Here is a 20,542-nt window from a genome sequence, read left to right as displayed (position 1 = left end):
TCAGGGCTCTCCGCCTGTGGGTTCATCGTCCACCGGCTGACGCCGGAGGTCCGCAATGATGTCTCTTATCTGCTCCCGCGTCGTGTCGATGCTGTGGCTGGTATCGATGATATAATCGGCCCGAGCCCGCTTCTCCGCATCCGGCGTCTGGCGGGAGAGAATCATATTGAATTTTTCCTCCGTCATGCCCGGCCGGGCAAGCACTCTTTCCCTTTGAATCTGTGGATCGCAACTGACGACGACGATCTTGTCGACCCTTTTATCCGCGCCGGTCTCGAACAGCAGCGGAATATCGAGCACGACGATATCCGCGCCTGCCGCGAGCTGATGATCCAGAAATATTCGCTCGCGCTGCCGCACCAGTGGATGGACGATCGCCTCCAGGCGCTTGAAGCCTGAGGGATCAACCGCCAATTGCCGGCCAAGCTCCTGCCGGTCGACGGTACCGTTCTTTGTCGTCCCCGGAAAAGCGGCCTCGATCAGGGGAACGGCTTCACCGCGATAAAGATCATGCACCACCGCATCGGCATCATTGACGGGAATCCCCGCCTCGGCGAACAGCTTGCCCGAGGTCGACTTTCCCATGCCGATCGAACCGGTGAGGCCAACGTACATCATCAGTGCTTATCCATATCGGCAATAATCAAAGCCCGCAGCGCCGCGTCGACCACGGGGCGCTTGCCGAACCATTTTTCAAAACCCGGCACGGCCTGATACAGCAGCATGCCGAGACCATCGACAATGGCAAAGCCCTGTTCCTTGGCCTGGGCCAGCAACGGGGTTTTCAGCGGCACATAGACGATGTCGGTGACGACGGCATTTTCAGCAAGCGGTGAAAAATCGATTGTTGGCGCGACTTCGTTTTCCATGCCGAGCGAGGTCGTATTGACGAAAAGACCGGCGCCTTGCATCACCTCACCCAGCGCCGCCATGGGATGTGCATGGATATGCACGCCGAAACGATCGGACAGTTCCCGCGCTCGCTCAATGGTTCGGTTGACGACATGGATCTCGTTGACGCCACGGTCACGCACCGCCTGGATGACGGCACGGCTGGCGCCGCCGGCACCGAGGATCACCGCCTGGCCAGTTTGGTCCCAGCCGGGATGACGCTCATCGAGATTGGACGTGAAGCCGCGGCCATCCGTGTTGGTTGCGTGCAACAGACCATCCTCGAGCCACAGCGTGTTCGACGCGCCGAGCTCCGCGGACAATTCGTCGGGCCGGTCCGCCAGCTTGAAGGCAATTTCCTTGTGCGGGATCGTGACATTGCCGCCAATGTAGCCGCTTGAGCGATCTTTCAAGGCCGCGATGAAGGCCGGAAAAGCATCCGGTGTCACTTCGACAGCACGATAGCTGCCCGCGAGATCGAGCGTGCGCAGCCAGTGACCGTGGATCAACGGGGAGCGTGAATGCTTGACGGGATAGCCGGTGACGAAGGCATTCAAGCCGTGTGTTTCACGTGAATCACCCATCGATCGCCCTCAATTCGCGAAGTTTTTGCAGGAGCGGCAACATCGGCAATCCGAGAATGGTGAAATAATCACCGTCGATTTTCGAGAAGAGCTGGATCCCCTCTCCCTCGAGCTGATAGGCACCGACGCTCGAAAAAGCCTTGTCGCCGACGCGGGTCAGATAACGGTGGATGAACTCAGCGGAAAGATCGCGCATGGTCAGTTCGGCGTGGGACACATGCTCCCATATGATATCGCCGTTGAGCGCCAGCGCGATGCCGCTGTTCAGGCGGTGGGTCTTGCCCGACAGGCTTTGCAGATGGTTCTTCGCCTCTGCCATCGTCTTCGGTTTATGGAAGACTTGGCTGCCGAGCGACATGGTCTGATCCGAGCCGATGACGAGCGATCCTGGAAAGCGATCGCTCACCTCTTTCGCCTTCGCCTTGGCCAGCACCAGCGCCACGGCATCCGGCCCGGCGCCATCCTGCTCCAAGGGAGCCTCGATCGCGCGCTCGTCGATATCAGCCGCGATCGCCTGGAAATGCAGGCCGGCATTTTCCATCAGCATCCGCCGGAACGGGCTGGAGGAGGCGAGGATGAGCGGCATTGTCATGATCGGACGAACCTTGGAAATAGAATGCTATGCAGCGCTTAGCGCAGCTTCGGTCGCAGGGCAACAATGGCGGCGGCGGTCTCCTCGATCGAGCGGCGAGTGACATCGATGATCGGCCAATTATGCCGGGCGCAGAGCGAGCGGGCATATTTCAGCTCTTCGGAGATGGTGGCGCGATCGGTGTAACCGCCACGATCGAAGCCGGTGGTGGCTCCCAGAATGCGGTTTTCACGCACTTGCGATATCCGATCCGTGGTCGCCACCAGCCCGACGATCAACGGCTTGGTGGCCTCTATCAGGCTTGCGGGCAAGGGTACGCCAGCAATGATCGGGATATTCGCGGTCTTGATGCCCCTATTTGCCAGGTAGATGCTGGTCGGTGTCTTCGATGTCCGGCTGATGCCGATAATGACGACATCGGCATCATTATAATCATCCTGCATCTGTCCATCATCGTGATCCATGGTGAAGTTCAGGGCTTCGATGCGGGCAAAATAATCGGCGTTCATCACATGCTGGGCGCCGACGCGGCGGCGCGATACCGTGCCGAGATAGGTCTGGAAGACGTTCATCACCGGTTCAAGCACATTGACGCAGGGTACACCCATCTCCCGGCAACGCTCGTCGATGAAATCGGCAAGCTCGCGATCGACGATCGTATAGAGGACAATGCCGGGGCTATGGTCGATCGCTTCGAGAACCGGCAGCAGCTGCTTGCGATTCCTGATCAGTGGGTAGACGTGCTCAATCGGCTGGCTGGCATGGAATTGCACGGATGCGGCACGCCCGGCAGAGATTAGAGTCTCGCCGGTTGAGTCAGAAATCAGATGAAGATGAAAGAAGCTTGTCCGGTTTTCCACGCTACTTTCCATCACCTGTTGATATCCTGGGAGAAAAGAGAGGTACGGGAACCGCCCGGTCGGGGGCAAGTGGAAAACCTCCGACTTTTCCACATTTCGGTTTTTCGGGAAGGCTCTCACCGGGGCTTGTGGGTAATGTGGATAAGCTATTTTAAGCGGCGCGTCTCCCCAGTTTATCCCCAGACCGGGTCGAAACGGAATCTGCGCCAAGCACTTAGAAAGATTGATCTAACGTTTTTCTTTTCCACATATCCCTGGGAGAGGCTGATCTTTTTGCAAAGCCGCGGATGGATGCGCGACAAATTGGATCAGGGGTGGATGAATTTTAATCCTTGATAGTCACAGACTCTAAGAAATAGAAACTTAAGATATATCTTTGTTTTTATATGGGATGATGACTGTGAACAGTGCCAGCCGGAAGATTTTAAGGGTACTCAGCGGGGAAACGCTGACCCCTCCCCCCATCTGGCTTATGCGCCAGGCGGGACGCTATCTTCCGGAATATCGGGAGACGAGAGCGAAGGCCGGAAGCTTCCTCGATCTCTGTTACAGCCCGGAGCATGCGGTCGAAGTGACGCTGCAGCCGATCCGGCGTTATGGCTTTGATGCAGCCATCATGTTTTCAGATATCCTGGTGATCCCCGACGCGCTGAACCGCAATGTCCGTTTTACCGAGGGGCATGGCCCTGAAATGGATCCGATCGATGAGGCCGGTATTCTCGCGCTAAAGCCCGAGGGCGTTCTTGAGCATATCGCTCCGGTCATGGAAACCGTGCGGCGTTTGCGCGGTGAACTGCCGGACGAAACAACTCTTCTCGGTTTCTGCGGCGCGCCCTGGACGGTTGCGACCTACATGATTGCCGGCCACGGTACGCCGGATCAGGCTCCCGCCCGACTTTTTGCCTATCGACATCCGAAGGCGTTCGAACATCTGCTGATGCTGCTTGCCGACATATCCGCCGCCTATCTGGTGGCGCAGATCGATGCCGGCGCTGATGCCGTGCAGATCTTCGATTCCTGGGCGGGCGTGCTTGGCGAAAAGGAATTCGAGGCCTTCGCCACCAAGCCGGTGGCAAGGATCATCGCTTCGGTCAAGGCACAGCGGCCGAATGCGCGGATCATCGCCTTTGCCAAGGGAGCTGGATATCAGCTGAAGACCTATCGACAGAAGACCGGTGCCGATGCGATCGGGCTCGACTGGTCGGTGCCGCTCGCCTTTGCCAGGGAGTTGCAGCAGGAAGGACCGGTGCAGGGCAATCTCGATCCGATGCGTGTCGTTGCCGGCGGTAAGGCGCTGGAAGACGGAATCGACGAAATCCTGCAGCAACTGGGCCAAGGGCCGCTGATCTTCAATCTCGGCCACGGCATCACGCCACAGGCCGATCCGGCCAATGTCACCGCGCTGGTCGAGCGCGTGCGTGGATGGAAGGGCTGAGGCCATGAGCGAGCAACCGATGGAAAAGCAGACGGACGCGGCTCCGGGCGCCCGCGCCAGCCGGCGTTCCTATTTTGTGATCCTGCTGTTTGTGGCGCTGGCGATCGGCCTGTTCGCCTGGCATCCGGACGATCTCTACCTCTGGGTCAAGGCGCTGCATATCATCGCGGTGATCTCGTGGATGGCGGGGCTGCTCTACCTGCCGAGGCTGTTCGTCTATCACACCGATGCCGAGCCCGGCTCGCAGCAATCAGAGACCTTCAAGGTGATGGAGCGGCGGCTCCTGAAGGGAATCATGACGCCGGCGATGATGCTGACCTGGATCTTGGGGCTTTATCTCGCCTGGTCGGTCTATGGTTTCCATGGCGGATGGCTGCATGCCAAGATCGGACTTGTGGTGCTGCTGACGGGGGTTCACATGTACCTCAGTCGCGCGGTGCGGGCTTTCGCACGGGATGACAACCGCCATGCGGCCCGTCATTGGCGGCTTGTCAACGAAGGACCGACGCTGTTGATGATCCTGATCGTCATTCTGGCGGTGGTGAAGCCCTTCGCGTGAAATCGGCGGAATCGGGCGCTCAAGTTAAATTTCCTTCATTTTGCTTGCCCCCCTTGCGGGGCGCTGACTGAATCGCTATTTTCCCGCCATCTCTTCGTGGCATGTATCAGTTCTATCGCCCGCGACATCCCCCATCGCGGCTCTGAATACGACCAACATTGCCTTTCCCCTTCTAAAATAGAGTAATTCCCTTCATGGCTGAAATGAAGCTTCAAGAACTTAAGAACAAATCCCCGACCGAGCTCCTGGCTTTTGCTGAATCGCTCGAGGTCGAAAACGCCAGCACGATGCGCAAACAGGAACTGATGTTTGCCATTCTGAAAGAGCTTGCCAGCCAGGACGTTGAAATTATCGGGGAAGGTGTTGTCGAGGTTCTGCAGGACGGGTTTGGTTTCCTGCGTTCCGCCAATGCCAACTATCTTCCGGGTCCGGATGATATCTACATCTCGCCGTCGCAGATCCGCCGCTTCTCGCTGAAGACCGGCGATACCGTCGAGGGACCGATCCGCGGACCGAAGGAAGGCGAGCGTTATTTCGCGTTGCTTAAGGTCAACACTATCAATTTCGACGATCCGGAAAAGATCCGTCACAAGGTCCATTTCGACAATCTGACGCCGCTCTATCCGAACGAACGTTTCCGCATGGAGCTCGACGTTCCCACCACCAAGGATCTGTCGTCTCGCGTCATCGATCTGGTGGCGCCACTTGGCAAGGGCCAGCGCGGGTTGATCGTGGCACCGCCGCGTACCGGTAAGACCGTCCTGCTGCAGAACATCGCCCATTCGATCACCGCCAACCATCCAGATTGCTATCTGATCGTCCTTTTGATCGACGAACGTCCGGAAGAAGTGACCGACATGCAGCGCTCCGTGCGCGGTGAAGTCGTTTCCTCGACCTTTGACGAGCCGGCCGTGCGCCACGTCCAGGTCGCTGAAATGGTCATCGAGAAGGCGAAGCGCCTTGTCGAACACGGCCGTGACGTTGTCATCCTACTCGATTCAATCACCCGCCTTGGCCGCGCCTACAACACCGTTGTTCCCTCCTCTGGCAAGGTCCTGACGGGCGGTGTCGATGCCAACGCCCTGCAGCGTCCGAAGCGCTTCTTTGGTGCGGCGCGTAACATCGAAGAAGGCGGCTCGCTGACGATCATCGCCACGGCATTGATCGATACCGGTAGCCGCATGGACGAAGTGATCTTCGAAGAATTCAAGGGCACGGGTAACTCAGAAATCGTCCTTGACCGCAAGGTCGCGGACAAGCGCATCTTCCCGGCCATGGACATCCTCAAGTCCGGCACGCGTAAGGAAGACCTGCTGGTGCCGCGCCAGGACCTGCAGAAGATCTTCGTCCTGCGCCGTATCCTCGCGCCGATGGGCACGACCGATGCGATCGAATTCCTGATCGACAAGTTGAAGCAGACGAAGAACAATCCGGATTTCTTCGACTCGATGAACACGTAATCCTTAACCGGATTGACCGTCGCTCATGGGTGGCGGAGGCTGGATAATACGGATCGGGTCGCGTTTGCGGCCCGATTTCGTTTATAATCTTCAGAGCATGCATTAAGATCGAGCTGGTGTTGATAGGTAGCTTTGTAGGCACAACGGTTGCTTCGATGACGGGATATTCTTCGCCCTCGTCGTCGATATATCGTGAAACATCTAACGGCTTTAAGTTAGATCGACGGAAGACGATTAGATCGGATGATAGTTAGAAATCGACCCTTGCTGATAAAGGCCGGGAATCGATTCGGATGCGGATCAATTGGATGAATGCAATCGGCGATACGATCTTTGCGCTTTCCAGCGGCGCCCTTCCGGCCGGCGTCGCGGTAGTGCGGATTAGCGGCCCGGAAGCGCTTGCCGCGATAGCCACGCTTACCGGCACTTTACCGAAGCCGCGACAAGCAGCTTTGAAAACGATTCGGACTCGTAACGGTTTAACGATCGACCGGGGCCTGGTTTTGATTTTCCCGGCGCCGGCTTCCTTTACAGGCGAAGACTGTGCAGAAATTCAAGTTCATGGCGGCAAGGCCGTTGTTGCGGCGCTTCTCGATGAGCTTGACGGCTTTAATGGATGCCGCCTGGCTGAGCATGGTGAATTCTCCCGTCGTGCCTTGGAGAGCGGCAAGATGGATCTTGTCGAGGTTGAGGGCCTTGCCGATCTCATCGCCGCCGAGACGGAAATGCAGCGCCGTTTGGCGGTGGAGCATGCGGCTGGTGGCTTGTCGAAGCTTTATGAGGGATGGGCCGATCGCCTGACGCGCGCCCGTGCCCTGATCGAAGCGGAGCTGGATTTTGCCGACGAGGACGACATCCCCGGTTCTGTATCTGATATGGTCTGGGACGATATGGCAAAGCTGCGCGCGGAGCTGTCGGCGCATCTCGCCGGCGCCGGCTTTGGTGAGATCGTGCGAGATGGCTTGAAAGTTGTTATCGCCGGCGCACCCAATGCCGGCAAATCCAGCCTGATGAACGCGCTGGCGCGTCGCGAGGTGGCGATCGTCACAGACATCGCCGGTACGACGCGCGATGTCCTGCATGTCGATCTCAATATAGAGGGTTATGCGGTTCGGCTCTACGATACCGCCGGATTGCGGGAAACTGAGGAAGTCATCGAGCGCGAAGGGATCAAACGCGCGCTGAGAACCGCAGCCGAGGCCGATGTCATCCTCTCCCTCGCCGAGATTGGCACTCAGGCGCAGACCGACTTCCCCGGTTTTGGCGGCCGGATTGTTCGCGTCGGTACCAAAGCGGATATTCATCCGGCGGACGGAACTGAGTATGATCTCTGCATTTCTTCGAGCACCGGCTCCGGCCTGGGGGAATTGCATCAGCTATTGGTCGAGGATCTACAGGAGCGCTCCACGTCTTTATCGTTGGCGCTGCCGAGCCGGTTGAGACATCGGACTTTGCTGGCCGAGAGCCTGGATGCGCTGACTCAGGCGGTCAGCGCCACCTCAGCGGGGTTGGATATACGCGCGGAATATCTTCGCCAGACCGGGCATAGTCTCGGTCGGATCACCGGAAGGGTCGATGTCGAGGATCTTCTCGATGTAATCTTCTCCGAATTCTGCATCGGTAAATGATTCACGTGAAACACGACCCACGAGATGGGCCATTCAAAACGTTTCACGTGAAACCTTCTTGACTCCTGAAATTGGTGTGCCAAACAGGCGGCAACACTGAGGGCTTGGCAATGCTCGAGACTATATATGATGTGATCGTCGTTGGCGGCGGACATGCGGGCAGCGAAGCTGCGGCCGCAGCTGCGCGGCTGGGCGCGAAAACGGCGCTGGTCACCCACAAACGCGACACGATCGGCGTGATGTCCTGCAATCCGGCGATCGGCGGTCTCGGCAAGGGCCATTTGGTTCGGGAGATTGATGCGCTTGATGGTTTAATGGGTCGGGTTGCCGATGCTGGTGGCATTCAGTTTCGCATGCTGAACCGGAAAAAAGGTCCCGCAGTTCGCGGGCCGCGTACCCAGGCAGATCGCAAGCTCTATCGCTTGGCCATGCAGGCGGAGATCGGCGCGATTGAAAATCTTGATATTGTCGAAGGTGATGCCTTCGATCTGACCATTAGCGACGGCCGCGTCTCGGCGGTGGTTTTGAAAGATGGCCGGACATTCCGCTGCGGCGCCGTTGTTCTGACGACCGGTACCTTTCTGCGTGGCCTGATTCATATTGGCGATAGGAAAATTCCTGCGGGCCGTGTCGGTGAAGACCCTTCGGTTGGTCTGTCGGGGACGCTGGAGCGCTATGGGCTCGCGTTGGCCCGTCTGAAAACCGGAACGCCGGCGCGCCTTGATGGCTCGACGATCGATTGGAATGCGGTTGGACGCCAGGGTGCGGATGATGAACCGGTGCCCTTCTCCTTCATGACCGATCGCATCGTGAATCCGCAGATCGAATGTGGGGTAACGCGGACAACGCCCGCGACGCATAAGATCATTGCCGATAATCTCATGCGTTCAGCGATGTATTCCGGGCAGATTGAGGGTGTTGGGCCGCGCTATTGTCCGTCGATCGAGGACAAGATTGTTAAGTTCGGCGAGCGCGATGGCCACCAGATCTTTCTGGAGCCGGAGGGGCTTGATGATACGACGGTCTATCCCAACGGCATATCGACTTCCCTTCCGGAAGATGTTCAGGATGCCTTCATCCGGACCATTCCGGGTCTGGAACGAGTCCGGATCTTGCAATGCGGCTACGCCATTGAATATGATCATGTTGATCCGCGCGAATTAAAGCCCTCGCTCGAGGTAATGAAGATCCCCGGTCTTTTCTTGGCCGGGCAGATCAATGGCACCACTGGCTATGAGGAAGCGGGAGCGCAAGGACTGATCGCCGGTCTCAACGCGGCGCGATTGGCTGCGGGCGGTGATGCGATCCAGCTTAGCCGAACCGAATCCTATATCGGCGTGATGATCGACGATCTCACCTCGCGCGGCGTCGCCGAACCCTATCGTATGTTTACTTCGCGCGCCGAATATCGCCTATCGCTGCGCGCTGATAATGCCGATGTTCGCCTAACGCCGTTGGGTTTGACCATTGGCTGCGTCGGCACTGCCCGCGCGAGCCGCTTCAGCGATTATATGAAGAAGCTCGAGTATGCGCGTATCCAGCTGAAAGCACTGAACGTGACGCCGAACGAGGCTGAGAAGGCTGGGTTGCATCTCAACAAGGATGGGCAGCGCCGGACGGCTTATGATCTTCTGTCCTATCCGGAGCATTCGATCGATTCGCTGTCCGGTCTGTGGCCGGAACTGCGGTCGATCGATCACCGGGTGGTGGAAGCGGTTGAAATTGAGGCCGCGTATGCGGTTTATATGGATCGGCAGACCTCGGATATCGTCCAGGTTCGGCGCGAGGAAGAGCGACTTATCCCCCAGGATTTCGATTTCTCGGTATTGTCAGGTCTGTCGAACGAGCTGAAGCAGAAGCTGGCGAAGGCGCAGCCAAAGAATATCGCCCAGGTGTCACGGATCGATGGGATGACACCGGCTGCGATCTCGCTGCTGCTCGCGCATCTGCGCAAGCTGACGGTGGTGGACGAGCGCAAGCTTGTTTCGTAATATCAAGGCATTGCAAGGTGTGAGAGTCCTGCCATGGAATTAAACGGTGTGCGTGTTTCACGTGAAACACAGGGGCGGCTACAGCACTTTGCCGAGCTCTTCCAGAAATGGGCGAAGACCATCAACCTGGTTGCGCCGTCGACCATCGATGATCTTTGGCGACGGCATATTGCCGATAGCGCGCAGATTTTCCAGCTTCATCCAAAGCCGGCGCGCTGGGTGGATCTCGGAAGTGGCGGCGGTTTTCCAGGCATCATCACCGCGATTCTTCTGGCCGAGCAAAAGGACGGACATGTCGATCTGGTGGAAAGCAACCAGAAAAAGGCTGCCTTTCTAAGGGTTTGCCTCCGGGAATGCGAGGTTCGCGGTGCTGTGCATGCGGTGCGTATCGAAGAGGCGCCGAAGATCATTGCTGATTGCGATGTGATCTCGGCGCGGGCGCTTGCCGAGCTGGATATGCTGCTCGATTACACAGCGCCATGGGTTGAGCGCAATGAAAACCTGCGTTTGCTGCTGCATAAAGGCAGGGATTACGAGCGCGAGGTCCAGAAAGCCCGTGGTCGTTGGGAATTCGATCTGTTAAAACACAATAGTGTTGTCGAGAGCGATTCCGTGATCTTAGAGTTAACTCGCCCTCGTCGTCGAATTTAACCATAATGGATATGCGGCAAATGATCGGCGAGCGAAACCGGATTATTACTATCGCAAACCAAAAGGGTGGTGTTGGCAAGACAACCACCGCGATCAACTTGGCTACGGCTCTAGCCGCTATTGGCGAGCGCGTTCTGATCGTCGATCTCGATCCACAAGGAAATGCCAGCACGGGCCTCGGCATAGACCGACGCGACCGAAAAGTGTCATCCTATGATCTTCTGGTCGGTACGCATACGATCCTGGATACGGTTCAGGAGACGGCTGTGCCGAACCTCTACATCGTCCCCTCGACGATGGACCTGCTTGGTGTCGAAATGGAGATTGCGCAGCAGCCTGACCGCGTTTTCCGGCTGCGCCGGGCTTTGAACGGTGCCGGTGCGACGGCTTTCTCCTATATCTTGGTGGATTGCCCGCCTTCGTTCAATCTGCTGACGATGAACGCCATGGCGGCCGCGCATTCGGTTCTGGTGCCGCTGCAGTGCGAATTCTTCGCGCTGGAAGGCCTCAGCCAGCTACTGGAGACGGTCGACCAAGTGCGTCGTACCGTCAATCCGACCCTGGATATTCAGGGGATTGTGCTGACGATGTTCGATTCCCGCAACAATCTCGCGCAGCAGGTCGTCAATGATGTGCGGACGCATCTCGGCGAAAAAGTCTACCATACGTTGATTCCGCGCAACGTCCGCGTGTCCGAGGCGCCTTCCTATGGCAAGCCGGCGATCCTTTACGATCTGAAATGCGCGGGCAGCCAGGCCTATCTGCAACTGGCGTCGGAAGTTATCCAGCGGGAGCGGCAGCGGAAGGCTGCCGCCTGATAGTGTGTTTGTTCTGGAGTGAGTATTACGATGAACGATGATCTTTCGAAACGGCGCCTTGGGCGCGGTCTGGCGGCTCTTATCGGAGAGATGGATCAGCCGACGCCCGTGGAAACCGGCAGACCGGGCGTAAACCCGGATCGTATGGTGCCGATCGAATTCATTAGCCGCAATCCGAAGAATCCGCGCCGCTATTTCGATGAAACCGAGCTGCACGACCTCGCTAGCTCGATTCGCCAGCACGGCATCGTGCAGCCGGTCGTCGTGCGTACGGTCTCGACCGAACGTTATGAGATTATCGCTGGTGAAAGACGCTGGCGTGCGGCGCAACTGGCTGGTTTGATTGAGATTCCGGTCATTGTCCGCGATGTTGACGATAAGACGGCGTTGGAAATTGCTATTGTCGAAAACGTTCAGCGCGCCGATCTCAACCCGCTCGAAGAAGCGCTGGGCTATGAGCAGCTGATTGCCGAACACGGCTATACGCAGAACGATCTCGGCGAAATCATCGGTAAAAGCCGCAGCCATGTCGCCAATTCGCTGCGCCTGCTGAAGCTGCCGGAGCCGGTACGCGATATGCTCGCCGGTGGCAGCCTTTCGGCCGGTCATGCGCGCGCGCTGGTCTCTACCTCCGACCCGGCGACGCTTGCCCGCACGATCGTCTCCAAGGGTATGTCGGTGCGCGATGCCGAGCGCCTGGCGCAGAACGATATCAAGGCGCAGAATGATCCCCGACCTGCAGCCGCGCGCAAGGATGACAAGGATTCGGATACGCTGGCGCTGGAGCGCACCCTCTCCGACACACTCGGGCTTGATGTCGCGATCAACCATCGCGGCAATGGTGGCCAGGTGAAGATTTCCTATAAGACTTTGGAGCAGCTGGAAGAAATTTGCCGGTTGCTTGAGCGGCGTTGAGCTGTTTCCCGTGAAACACTGGGACATCCGCTTTCGGACGGTATCGTTTGAAAGCGGATAATATTATTTAAAATCAATATGTTAAAGAGACCACCTCGCCTTCAATGAAGGCGGTGCTCTAGCCCTTTCGGGCAGATTGCAGCGTGGTCGCCAGCAATGTTTGCGTGGCGATCGTATCTTCGAGGCTGGCGCGCTGTCTGGTCTGAAGGATGGCTGACTGCAGACGGTTCATTTCACGGGCGATTGCCGGCGCCGTCCAGCTCCGGAGGGCTTGCTCGATGATGGGCTTGCGGCGGAAATGCAGGTGCCGGCCAAGCGTCTGCATGACCTGCGCCGGCGGCACACGTTTCTCGTCCATCTCCGTACGCATGACGTCCAAAAGCTGAAATTGCCTCAGGCAGCCCTGCAGCACCAGAAACATCGACGTCTTGGAGGCAGCGATCTTTTGCATGGCATGCAGAAAAGCATCCGAATCGCCCTTCAGGATGGCGTCGACGGCGTCATCCGCGGAAATGGCGCTGGCGTCTCCGATAATGTCGGCGACATGACTCTCCTCGATCGTCCCCTCCCCGCGGCAATAGAGTGCCAGCTTGCGCACCTCGTTGCGCGATGCGATCCGGTCGCCGCCCAGCAGCTCGAGGAGCATCTGCCGCGCGGCGGGCGAGATACGCAGATTTTCACTCGCAAGCTCGGTGTCAATCAGGCTATTCAGCGCGCGGCCATCATCGGCGTAGCAAGGGATGGTCGCGATCTTGCGAGATGCCTCCGCTACCTTGCGCAGGCCGGAGCCCTTCTTGAGGTCGCCGGCCTCGATGATGACGAAACTGGCGTCGGGAGGATTGTCGGCGATGATCTGCAGCGAATCGATCAGCGCCTTTTCGTTGGCCGCACCGCGAATCCACACTAGTTTCTCACCGCCGAACAGGCCGATGGCGTTGACCTCGTCGAGCAGGCGGCCGGCATCATTCTGGAGATCGCCGACATCAAGCTTGATCAGTGAAAAAGGATCCTTCAGGTCGACACCGGTCTTGCCGGCCACCTGCCCTGCCCGCTCGGAAACAAGACCGCGATCCGGACCGTAGATGACGAAGAGGCGGTAGTTGCGCGCGGCGTTTTGAAGAAATCCGTCAAACTCGTGGGATTTGATTTCCGACATACCGCGCGCTCAAATCAGCGGCTAAGTGCGGCGGCGATGTCGGCGGCAACCATCTCGGAAACTTCGCGCGCAGCGCGGTCTTCCGAATCGCGAATGGCGCGCTGCTTGGCGAATTCCTGGGTCGGGAAGTCCACCAGCGAGGTGACCGAGCGGCTGCCGGATTTCAGCACTTTGCCATCGCTGGCATTCTTCAGCGTGAAGGATGCCGTGACCGTGGTGCGGCCGGCGCCCGAGGTTGCCGACGACGGCAGGTAGAGAACACCCGCCGTGCCGGAGCTGACGCTCAGATCGACCGTATATTTCGGTGTCTTCGTCTCGCCCGCGCCGCGACCGGCGATGAAGATCAGCTGATTGCGCACTTCCTGGCCGACGCGCGTACCCGCGTCTGAGAAGGAAACCTCGGCAAGCTTCTGGGTAACACCCGTGCTCACGGCGTAAAGCGGCCGAACCTGACAGGAGGACAAGAGACCCGTAACGGCAATCAGAGAGGCCACGCCCGCGAGGCGAGCGAGTTTGAAGAGCTTATCAGACGACAATGTTTACGATCCTCTGTGGAACGACGATGATCTTCTTTGGCGCCTGACCATTCAATGCGCTTGTAACGGCATCCAAGGCGAGTACTGCCTGCTGCACGGCATTCTGATCCGCATCGCGCGCAATTGTCAATTCGGCGCGCTTCTTACCATTGACCTGCACCGGATAGACGATCTCGTTTTCGACCACGAGCGCTTCATCATAGGTCGGCCAGGCGCTCATGGCGACGAGATGGGTGTTGTCGAGCGCTACCGAGCATTCTTCCGCCAGATGCGGTGTAATCGGCGCGACCAGCGCGATCAGAATCTCAACGGCTTCGCGAACGGCGGAGCGGTAAGCGGCATTCGTGCCGCCGGCGGTGACCTTGGCCAAGGGAGCTGCCAGCGCATTGACGAATTCGTAGATGCGCGCGACTGCTTTGTTGAAGGCAAGCTTGTCGTAATCGCCTTGAACGGCCTTCAACGTGCGGTGGGCAACTTGCGAAATGGCTAGAGCCTCGCCGTCTTTAGCCGGAGCCGAAACAACGGCTTTCAGCTCGTCGGCGGCTTCCGACACCAGGCGCCACATGCGCTGGGTGAAGCGATGCGCGCCTTCGACGCCGGCTTCCGACCATATGACGTCACGGTCCGGCGGCGAATCGGAAAGCACGAAGAAGCGGGCGGTATCGGCGCCGTAGGAGGCGATGATATCGTCGGGATCGACGACGTTCTTCTTCGACTTCGACATCTTCTCGATCGCGCCGATGGCGATGTCCTCGCCGGTCGACAGCAAGGTCGCGCGGCGCTCGCCGTCGGTTTCCTCGATACGGATATCGGTTGGCGACACCCATTCGCGCGTCAGGCCATGGCCACGGCTATAGGTCTCGTGAACCACCATGCCCTGCGTGAACAGGCCCTTGAAGGGTTCCCTGGCGTCGACATGGCCGGTCTCGCGCATGGCGCGGGTGAAAAAGCGCGAATAGAGCAGATGCAGGATCGCATGCTCGATACCGCCGATATACTGATCGACCGGCAGCCAGTGGTCGGCGGCGGCCTTGTCGGTAGGCTCCTCAGCCCAGGGGGCGGTGAAGCGGGTGTAATACCAGCTTGAATCGACGAAGGTGTCCATGGTGTCGGTTTCGCGACGGGCATCCTTACCGCATTGCGGGCAGGCGACATGGCGCCAGGTCGGATGGCGGTCGAGCGGATTGCCCGGCAGGTCGAAGGTGACGTCATCCGGCAGCTTGACCGGCAGATTCTCTTTCGGCACCGGCAAGACGCCGCAATCATCGCAATGGATAACCGGGATCGGGCAACCCCAATAGCGCTGACGGGAAATGCCCCAGTCGCGCAGGCGGAAATTCACCTTGCGTTCGGCCTGCGGCACATTGCCGAGGCTTACCGCCGACAGTTTCGTCGCCACCGTCTCAAACGCTTCTTCCGGGTTCATACCGTCGAGGAAGCGCGAATTGATCATCACGCCGTCGCCATCATAGGCGACATCGCCAATGGTAAAGCTTGCGGCGTCGCCGTCTTTCGGCATGACGACGGGAATGACCTGCAGGTCATACTTGCGGGCGAAATCCAGGTCGCGCTGATCGCCCGAAGGGCAGCCGAAGATGGCGCCCGTGCCGTAGTCCATCAGCACGAAGTTGGCGACATAGACCGGCAGTTCCCAGGATGGATCGAGTGGATGGCGAACACGGATACCCGTGTCCATGCCCTTCTTCTCGGCGGTCTCCAACGCCGCCAGCGAGGTGCCGGCGCGGCGGCACTCCTCGCAGAAGGCGTCGATGTCAGGATTGAGGGCCGAGGCTTCCCTGGCCAGCGGATGATCCGCTGAAATCGCCAGGAAGGAGGCGCCGAACAGCGTGTCCGGGCGCGTCGTATAGACGGCGATCTCGCGGTCGGCGTTTGGCGAGGTCTCGGGCACGATTTCCCAGCGGATCGTCAGCCCCTCGGAGCGGCCGATCCAGTTCTTCTGCATCAGTCGCACTTTTTCCGGCCAGTGGTCGAGCGTATCCAGCGCGTCCAGCAGTTCCTGGCTGAAATCGGTGATCTTGAAGAACCACTGCGTCAGCTCGCGCTGCTCGACCAGTGCGCCCGAGCGCCAGCCGCGACCGTCGATGACCTGCTCGTTTGCGAGCACGGTGTTGTCGACCGGATCCCAGTTGACCTTGGATTTCTTGCGGTAGATCAGTCCCTTCTGCATCATGTCGATGAAGAGCATCTGCTGGCGATGATAATATTCGACGTCGCAGGTGGCGAATTCGCGGCTCCAGTCCAGCGACAGGCCCATGGCCTTCAGCTGCGCCTTCATCGAGGCGATGTTCTGGTAGGTCCATTCCTTCGGATGTACCTTGTTATCGCGGGCGGCGTTTTCCGCCGGCATGCCGAAGGCGTCCCAGCCCATGGGATGCAGGACATTGTAGCCGCGAGCGCGCTTGTAGCGCGCGACGACGTCGCCCATGGCGTAGTTGCGCACATGGCCCATATGGATGCGGCCCGACGGATAGGGGAACATCTCTAGGACGTAATATTTCTCGCGCGGATCGGCGTTGTCGGTGAGAAAGACGTTCTCATCGTTCCATTTCTGCTGCCAGCGAGGCTCAGCATCGCGCGGATTATAACGTTCGGTAGCCATCTGATCTTGTATTCCGGAAAATCATGGGGAGTTGGCCGTGACCTTCATCACGAAACCAACCAAGCGTCAAGTTTAGCGGGTGCGGCAAGTGCTTTATCTTGCAAAGCAAAGCCGGATTCTGTGGCATTCGCCCTTGGCAAAGGCCGCTTGCCTCATTACTGCAAAGTCTTGGGAATAAGCATACATATCGAGGCGAAACGATGGAACTTCAAGAGCGGTTGAACGAGGTTCGCTCCCATATCGCGGCGACGGAACGCCAGGCCGGCCGGCCCGATGGCGCCGTGCAGCTCGTTGCCGTTTCCAAGACCTTCGATGCCGATGCGATCCGCCCGGCGATCTCGGCCGGCCAGCGGGTGTTCGGTGAGAACCGCGTGCAGGAAAGCCAGGGCAAATGGCCGGCGCTGAAAGCCGAGACGCCCAACATAGAACTGCATCTGATCGGGCCGCTGCAATCGAACAAGGCGGCCGACGCGGTGGCGCTGTTCGATGTCATCGAGACGGTCGACCGCGAAAAGATCGCTCGCGCCTTGGCCGACGAAATCAAGCGGCAGGGCAAGGCCATCAGGCTTTACGTGCAGGTCAATACCGGGCTGGAGCCGCAGAAGGCCGGGATTGCGCCCGACGATACCATCGCCTTCGTCGACCTCTGCCGCAACGAGCTTGGGCTTCCGATCGAGGGCTTGATGTGCATTCCGCCGGCGGACGAGAATCCGGGACCGCATTTCGCGCTTCTCGCCAAGCTCGCGGCCAAGGCCGGCGTAGACAAGCTCTCGATGGGCATGTCGAGCGATTACGAGATCGCGGTTGCCTTCGGCGCCACCAGCGTTCGCGTCGGTTCGGCGATTTTCGGGGCGCGATAGGCTCCGGACAGCAAAAAAAAATAAAGCCCCGGTCGGGAAACCAGGGCTTTGAAAACATGCGACCAGCCGGCTCTCAGTACTGATCGTCGTCGTCGTCCGGCGTGTTGGACTTCAGCGACTTCAGCTTGGCAAAGACGGCGTCGGCGTCGATTTCCTTTTCCTTGGGCTCGTCGCGCTCGTAGCTGTAGCCGAGCTTCTCGGTTTCCTGCGCCGGCTGCAGCGTCGCGCCGAGTTCGGCGGCGGTCGGCAGTGGACGGCCCTTGGAGGCCTTTTCAACTTCCATGTCGAGATCGATCTGGCTGCAGAGGCCGAGCGTCACCGGGTCCATCGGCGCCAGGTTCGTCGAGTTCCAGTGCGTGCGGTCGCGGATCTGCTCGATGGTCGACTTGGTGGTGCCGACGAGGCGGGAAATCTGCGCGTCCTTCAGTTCCGGATGGTTGCGCACCAGCCACAGAATGGCGTTCGGGCGGTCCTGGCGCTTGGAGACCGGCGTGTAACGTGGGCCGCGGCGCTTGGATTCCGGCACGCGGACCTTCGGCTCGGAAATCTTCAGCTTGTGGTTCGGATTGGCTTCGGCCCGCCCGATTTCGTCGCGCGACAGCTGCCCGGTGGCGATCGGGTCGAGGCCCTTGATGCCCTGGGCCGCTTCGCCATCGGCAATGGCCTTGACTTCGAGCGGATGCAGCTTGCAGAACTGCGCGATCTGGTCGAATGACAAGGCTGTATTATCGACAAGCCAGATGGCCGTTGCCTTCGGCATGAGCAATTGTTGAGCCATAGATATAGTCCTTCTGTCAGTCCGCGCCGGTGTCGCGGTCCGGGGTGTAACACCACATTTTTCCGGGAAATATGGCCCTATATAACCGCAGCGTCGTGGAATTGCAATTCTTTGCCGATGAAATGCGCTTTGTCCAATTGCTGTCGTAACTTGAGCTGCTATTGATTGCTTGGAAATGGTGCCCATAATTGCGAAAAGGGTGCCAGGATTCGAGGAGGAAACCATGTCGGAAAAGATTCATCCGGTGACGAAACCGGTCAAGGCGCGCGCTCTGATCGACGAGGCGAAATATCAGAAATGGTACAGGCAGAGCGTCGAGGATCCCGACAAGTTCTGGGGCAAGCATGGCAAGCGGATCGACTGGTTCAAGCCCTATACCAAGGTCAAGAACACGTCGTTTACCGGCAAGGTCTCGATCAAATGGTTCGAGGACGGGCTGACCAACGTCTCCTATAATTGCATCGATCGTCATCTGAAGAAGCATGGCGATCGCGTCGCCTTCATCTGGGAAGGTGACAACCCCTATATCGACAAGAAAGTCACCTATAACGAGCTTTACGAGCATGTTTGCCGGCTGGCGAATGTCCTGAAGAAGCACGGCGTCAAGAAGGGCGACCGCGTCACCATCTATATGCCGATGATCCCGGAGGCGGCTTACGCGATGCTCGCCTGCGCCCGCATCGGCGCGGTGCATTCCGTCGTCTTCGGCGGCTTCTCACCGGAGGCGCTGGGAGGGCGTATCGTCGATTGCCAGTCGACCTTCGTCATCACCTGCGACGAGGGCATTCGCGGCGGCAAGTCGATCCCGCTCAAGGAAAACACCGACAAGGCGGTCGAGATCGCCGCCAAGCAGAAGGTCAACGTCAAGAATGTCCTGGTCGTGCGCCGTACCGGCGGCAAGACTGGTTGGACGCCCGGCCGCGACCTCTGGTATCACGAGGAAACCGGCAAAGTGAAGGCTGAGTGCCCGCCAGTAAAGATGAAGGCGGAAGATCCCCTCTTCATCCTCTACACATCAGGGTCGACCGGCAAGCCGAAGGGCGTGCTGCACACCACGGGCGGCTATCTCGTCTATGCGTCGATGACGCATGAATATACCTTCGACTATCACCCCGGCGATATCTACTGGTGCACGGCCGATGTCGGCTGGGTGACCGGCCATTCCTATATCGTCTACGGGCCGCTCGCGAACGGCGCGACATCGCTGATGTTCGAGGGCGTGCCGAACTTCCCGGATCAGGGCCGCTTCTGGGAGATCATCGACAAGCACAAGGTCAATATCTTCCACACCGCGCCGACGGCGATCCGCTCGCTGATGGGGGCCGGAGATCATTTCGTCAAGCGCTCCTCGCGCTCCAGCCTGCGCCTGCTCGGCACGGTCGGCGAGCCGATCAATCCGGAAGTCTGGGAGTGGTACTACAATGTCGTCGGCGACGGCCGTTGCCCGATCGTCGATACCTGGTGGCAGACGGAAACCGGCGGCCACATGATCGCGCCGCTGCCGGGCGCCACCGATCTCAAGCCCGGTTCGGCGACGAAACCCTTCTTCGGCGTCATACCGGAGCTGGTGGATGGCGATGGCCAGGTGCTGGAAGGGGCGGCCAACGGCAATCTGGTGATTGCCGATAGCTGGCCGGGGCAGATGCGCACGGTCTATGGCGACCATGAACGTTTCATCCAGACCTATTTCTCCACCTACAAGGGCAAGTATTTCACTGGCGACGGCTGCCGGCGCGACGAGGACGGTTATTACTGGATCACCGGCCGCGTCGATGACGTGCTCAACGTCTCGGGCCACCGTCTCGGCACGGCCGAGGTCGAATCGGCGTTGGTCTCGCACCAACATGTTTCGGAGGCTGCCGTCGTCGGCTATCCGCATGCGATCAAGGGTCAGGGCATCTATTGCTATGTGACGCTGATGGTTGGTCAGGAAGGCTCGGACGCACTGCGTCAGGAGCTTGTGAAACATGTGCGCGCGGAAATCGGCCCGATCGCGTCGCCGGACAAGATCCAGTTTACGCCCGGCTTGCCGAAAACCCGCTCCGGCAAGATCATGCGCCGTATCCTGCGCAAGATCGCCGAAGACGATTTTGGCGCACTCGGCGATACCTCGACATTGGCCGATCCGGCCGTGGTCGAGGATCTCATCGTCAATCGGCAGAACAAGGCCGATGCGGCTTAGGTTGAAGATTGGATGAGTCGCAGAAT

The 20,542-nt window shown here is 58.9% G+C and carries 18 protein-coding genes; 10 read left to right on the top strand and 8 right to left on the bottom strand.

The window, feature by feature from the left end; all coding sequences use genetic code 11:
- Genes coaE through EX00_RS02565 form a run of 4 tightly spaced genes read right to left on the bottom strand, consistent with a single transcriptional unit; the run spans position 1 to position 2,927 of the window.
- Positions 1-618 (bottom strand): dephospho-CoA kinase, encoded by a 618-nt coding sequence (gene coaE / locus EX00_RS02580; RefSeq protein ID WP_047453832.1) that lies wholly within the window; start codon positions 616-618, stop codon positions 1-3.
- A complete protein-coding gene (locus EX00_RS02575; protein WP_047453830.1) occupies positions 618-1,475 on the bottom strand; it encodes a shikimate dehydrogenase in 858 nt (285 codons plus the stop codon). Before EX00_RS02575 ends, coaE begins: the two co-directional genes overlap by 1 nt.
- On the bottom strand, positions 1,468-2,067 hold the full coding sequence (locus EX00_RS02570) for a Maf-like protein (protein ID WP_047453828.1): 600 nt from the start codon (positions 2,065-2,067) through the stop codon (positions 1,468-1,470). Before EX00_RS02570 ends, EX00_RS02575 begins: the two co-directional genes overlap by 8 nt.
- 38 nt (positions 2,068-2,105) lie before the next feature.
- Entirely contained in the window at positions 2,106-2,927 is an 822-nt protein-coding gene (locus EX00_RS02565; protein ID WP_047453948.1) for a pyruvate, water dikinase regulatory protein, read from the bottom strand.
- 400 nt (positions 2,928-3,327) lie between these two features.
- On the opposite strand from EX00_RS02565, the gene hemE reads away from it, so the two are divergent.
- The 8 genes from hemE to EX00_RS02525 all read left to right on the top strand — a co-directional run bounded on the left by hemE (position 3,328) and on the right by EX00_RS02525 (position 12,384).
- Complete coding sequence (hemE, locus tag EX00_RS02560; RefSeq protein WP_047453946.1) at positions 3,328-4,362, top strand: uroporphyrinogen decarboxylase; 1,035 nt, start codon at positions 3,328-3,330, stop codon at positions 4,360-4,362.
- A gap of 19 nt (positions 4,363-4,381) precedes the next feature.
- Positions 4,382-4,921 carry a protoporphyrinogen oxidase HemJ gene (gene hemJ / locus EX00_RS02555; protein WP_047453944.1) on the top strand — a complete coding sequence of 180 codons (540 nt, stop codon included), beginning with the start codon at positions 4,382-4,384 and terminating at the stop codon, positions 4,919-4,921.
- A 194-nt stretch (positions 4,922-5,115) separates the two neighbouring features.
- Positions 5,116-6,381: a transcription termination factor Rho gene (rho, locus tag EX00_RS02550; RefSeq protein ID WP_155294009.1), complete on the top strand. Its 1,266-nt coding sequence runs from the start codon at positions 5,116-5,118 to the stop codon at positions 6,379-6,381.
- Between the two features lie 293 nt (positions 6,382-6,674).
- Positions 6,675-8,009, top strand: coding sequence for a tRNA uridine-5-carboxymethylaminomethyl(34) synthesis GTPase MnmE (gene mnmE / locus EX00_RS02545; RefSeq protein ID WP_047453826.1), 1,335 nt, complete (start codon positions 6,675-6,677; stop codon positions 8,007-8,009).
- A gap of 110 nt (positions 8,010-8,119) precedes the next feature.
- A complete protein-coding gene (gene mnmG, locus EX00_RS02540) occupies positions 8,120-10,000 on the top strand; it encodes a tRNA uridine-5-carboxymethylaminomethyl(34) synthesis enzyme MnmG (RefSeq protein ID WP_047453824.1) in 1,881 nt (626 codons plus the stop codon).
- A 33-nt stretch (positions 10,001-10,033) separates the two neighbouring features.
- Positions 10,034-10,651, top strand: a complete 618-nt coding sequence (gene rsmG, locus EX00_RS02535) for a 16S rRNA (guanine(527)-N(7))-methyltransferase RsmG (RefSeq protein WP_047453822.1) — start codon at positions 10,034-10,036, stop codon at positions 10,649-10,651.
- 20 nt (positions 10,652-10,671) lie between these two features.
- Positions 10,672-11,469, top strand: coding sequence for a ParA family protein (locus EX00_RS02530; protein ID WP_047453820.1), 798 nt, complete (start codon positions 10,672-10,674; stop codon positions 11,467-11,469).
- A gap of 30 nt (positions 11,470-11,499) precedes the next feature.
- Positions 11,500-12,384, top strand: a complete 885-nt coding sequence (locus EX00_RS02525) for a ParB/RepB/Spo0J family partition protein (protein ID WP_047453818.1) — start codon at positions 11,500-11,502, stop codon at positions 12,382-12,384.
- Between the two features lie 118 nt (positions 12,385-12,502).
- On the opposite strand, the gene holA is transcribed toward EX00_RS02525, so the two are convergent.
- From holA to leuS, 3 genes are read right to left on the bottom strand one after another with little or no spacing between them, the layout of a single operon-like run.
- Positions 12,503-13,540, bottom strand: a complete 1,038-nt coding sequence (gene holA, locus EX00_RS02520) for a DNA polymerase III subunit delta (protein WP_047453816.1) — start codon at positions 13,538-13,540, stop codon at positions 12,503-12,505.
- Positions 13,541-13,554: 14 nt separating this feature from the next.
- On the bottom strand, positions 13,555-14,076 hold the full coding sequence (gene lptE / locus EX00_RS02515) for an LPS assembly lipoprotein LptE (RefSeq protein ID WP_047453814.1): 522 nt from the start codon (positions 14,074-14,076) through the stop codon (positions 13,555-13,557).
- The gene (leuS, locus tag EX00_RS02510) at positions 14,066-16,696 is read right to left on the bottom strand and encodes a leucine--tRNA ligase (protein WP_047453812.1); all 2,631 of its coding nucleotides are present in this window, start codon (positions 16,694-16,696) and stop codon (positions 14,066-14,068) included. The genes lptE and leuS overlap by 11 nt, the downstream gene beginning before the upstream one ends.
- Positions 16,697-16,896: 200 nt before the next feature.
- Here leuS and EX00_RS02505 point away from each other — a divergent pair, with 200 nt between their 5' ends.
- Positions 16,897-17,556 carry a YggS family pyridoxal phosphate-dependent enzyme gene (locus tag EX00_RS02505; RefSeq protein WP_047453810.1) on the top strand — a complete coding sequence of 220 codons (660 nt, stop codon included), beginning with the start codon at positions 16,897-16,899 and terminating at the stop codon, positions 17,554-17,556.
- A 73-nt stretch (positions 17,557-17,629) separates the two neighbouring features.
- Here EX00_RS02505 and EX00_RS02500 read toward each other — a convergent pair whose 3' ends face one another.
- Positions 17,630-18,334 (bottom strand): DUF1013 domain-containing protein, encoded by a 705-nt coding sequence (locus tag EX00_RS02500; RefSeq protein WP_047453808.1) that lies wholly within the window; start codon positions 18,332-18,334, stop codon positions 17,630-17,632.
- Positions 18,335-18,557: 223 nt separating this feature from the next.
- Between EX00_RS02500 and acs the strand changes: the two genes are divergently transcribed.
- A complete protein-coding gene (gene acs / locus EX00_RS02495) occupies positions 18,558-20,516 on the top strand; it encodes an acetate--CoA ligase (protein WP_047453806.1) in 1,959 nt (652 codons plus the stop codon).
- The last annotated feature ends 26 nt before the right edge of the window (positions 20,517-20,542 follow it).

The sequence above is a fragment of the Martinezella rhizogenes genome (genome assembly GCF_000799715.1).
Classification (GTDB): Bacteria; Pseudomonadota; Alphaproteobacteria; order Rhizobiales; family Rhizobiaceae; genus Rhizobium; species Rhizobium rhizogenes_C.
Note: the sequence above shows the minus strand (reverse complement) of the source record. Positions and strands in the feature narration are given on the sequence as shown.

What these genes read in the sequence shown, in the direction of transcription:
- coaE (WP_047453832.1), bottom strand. Translation starts at nt 618, where the DNA reads ATGATGTACGTTGGCCTCACCGGTTCGATCGGCATGGGAAAGTCGACC.
- EX00_RS02575 (WP_047453830.1), bottom strand. Translation starts at nt 1,475, where the DNA reads ATGGGTGATTCACGTGAAACACACGGCTTGAATGCCTTCGTCACCGGC.
- EX00_RS02570 (WP_047453828.1), bottom strand. Translation starts at nt 2,067, where the DNA reads ATGACAATGCCGCTCATCCTCGCCTCCTCCAGCCCGTTCCGGCGGATG.
- hemJ (WP_047453944.1), top strand. Translation starts at nt 4,382, where the DNA reads ATGGAAAAGCAGACGGACGCGGCTCCGGGCGCCCGCGCCAGCCGGCGT.
- rho (WP_155294009.1), top strand. Translation starts at nt 5,116, where the DNA reads ATGGCTGAAATGAAGCTTCAAGAACTTAAGAACAAATCCCCGACCGAG.
- mnmE (WP_047453826.1), top strand. Translation starts at nt 6,675, where the DNA reads ATGCGGATCAATTGGATGAATGCAATCGGCGATACGATCTTTGCGCTT.
- mnmG (WP_047453824.1), top strand. Translation starts at nt 8,120, where the DNA reads ATGCTCGAGACTATATATGATGTGATCGTCGTTGGCGGCGGACATGCG.
- rsmG (WP_047453822.1), top strand. Translation starts at nt 10,034, where the DNA reads ATGGAATTAAACGGTGTGCGTGTTTCACGTGAAACACAGGGGCGGCTA.
- EX00_RS02530 (WP_047453820.1), top strand. Translation starts at nt 10,672, where the DNA reads ATGATCGGCGAGCGAAACCGGATTATTACTATCGCAAACCAAAAGGGT.
- EX00_RS02525 (WP_047453818.1), top strand. Translation starts at nt 11,500, where the DNA reads ATGAACGATGATCTTTCGAAACGGCGCCTTGGGCGCGGTCTGGCGGCT.
- holA (WP_047453816.1), bottom strand. Translation starts at nt 13,540, where the DNA reads ATGTCGGAAATCAAATCCCACGAGTTTGACGGATTTCTTCAAAACGCC.
- leuS (WP_047453812.1), bottom strand. Translation starts at nt 16,696, where the DNA reads ATGGCTACCGAACGTTATAATCCGCGCGATGCTGAGCCTCGCTGGCAG.
- EX00_RS02505 (WP_047453810.1), top strand. Translation starts at nt 16,897, where the DNA reads ATGGAACTTCAAGAGCGGTTGAACGAGGTTCGCTCCCATATCGCGGCG.
- EX00_RS02500 (WP_047453808.1), bottom strand. Translation starts at nt 18,334, where the DNA reads ATGGCTCAACAATTGCTCATGCCGAAGGCAACGGCCATCTGGCTTGTC.
- acs (WP_047453806.1), top strand. Translation starts at nt 18,558, where the DNA reads ATGTCGGAAAAGATTCATCCGGTGACGAAACCGGTCAAGGCGCGCGCT.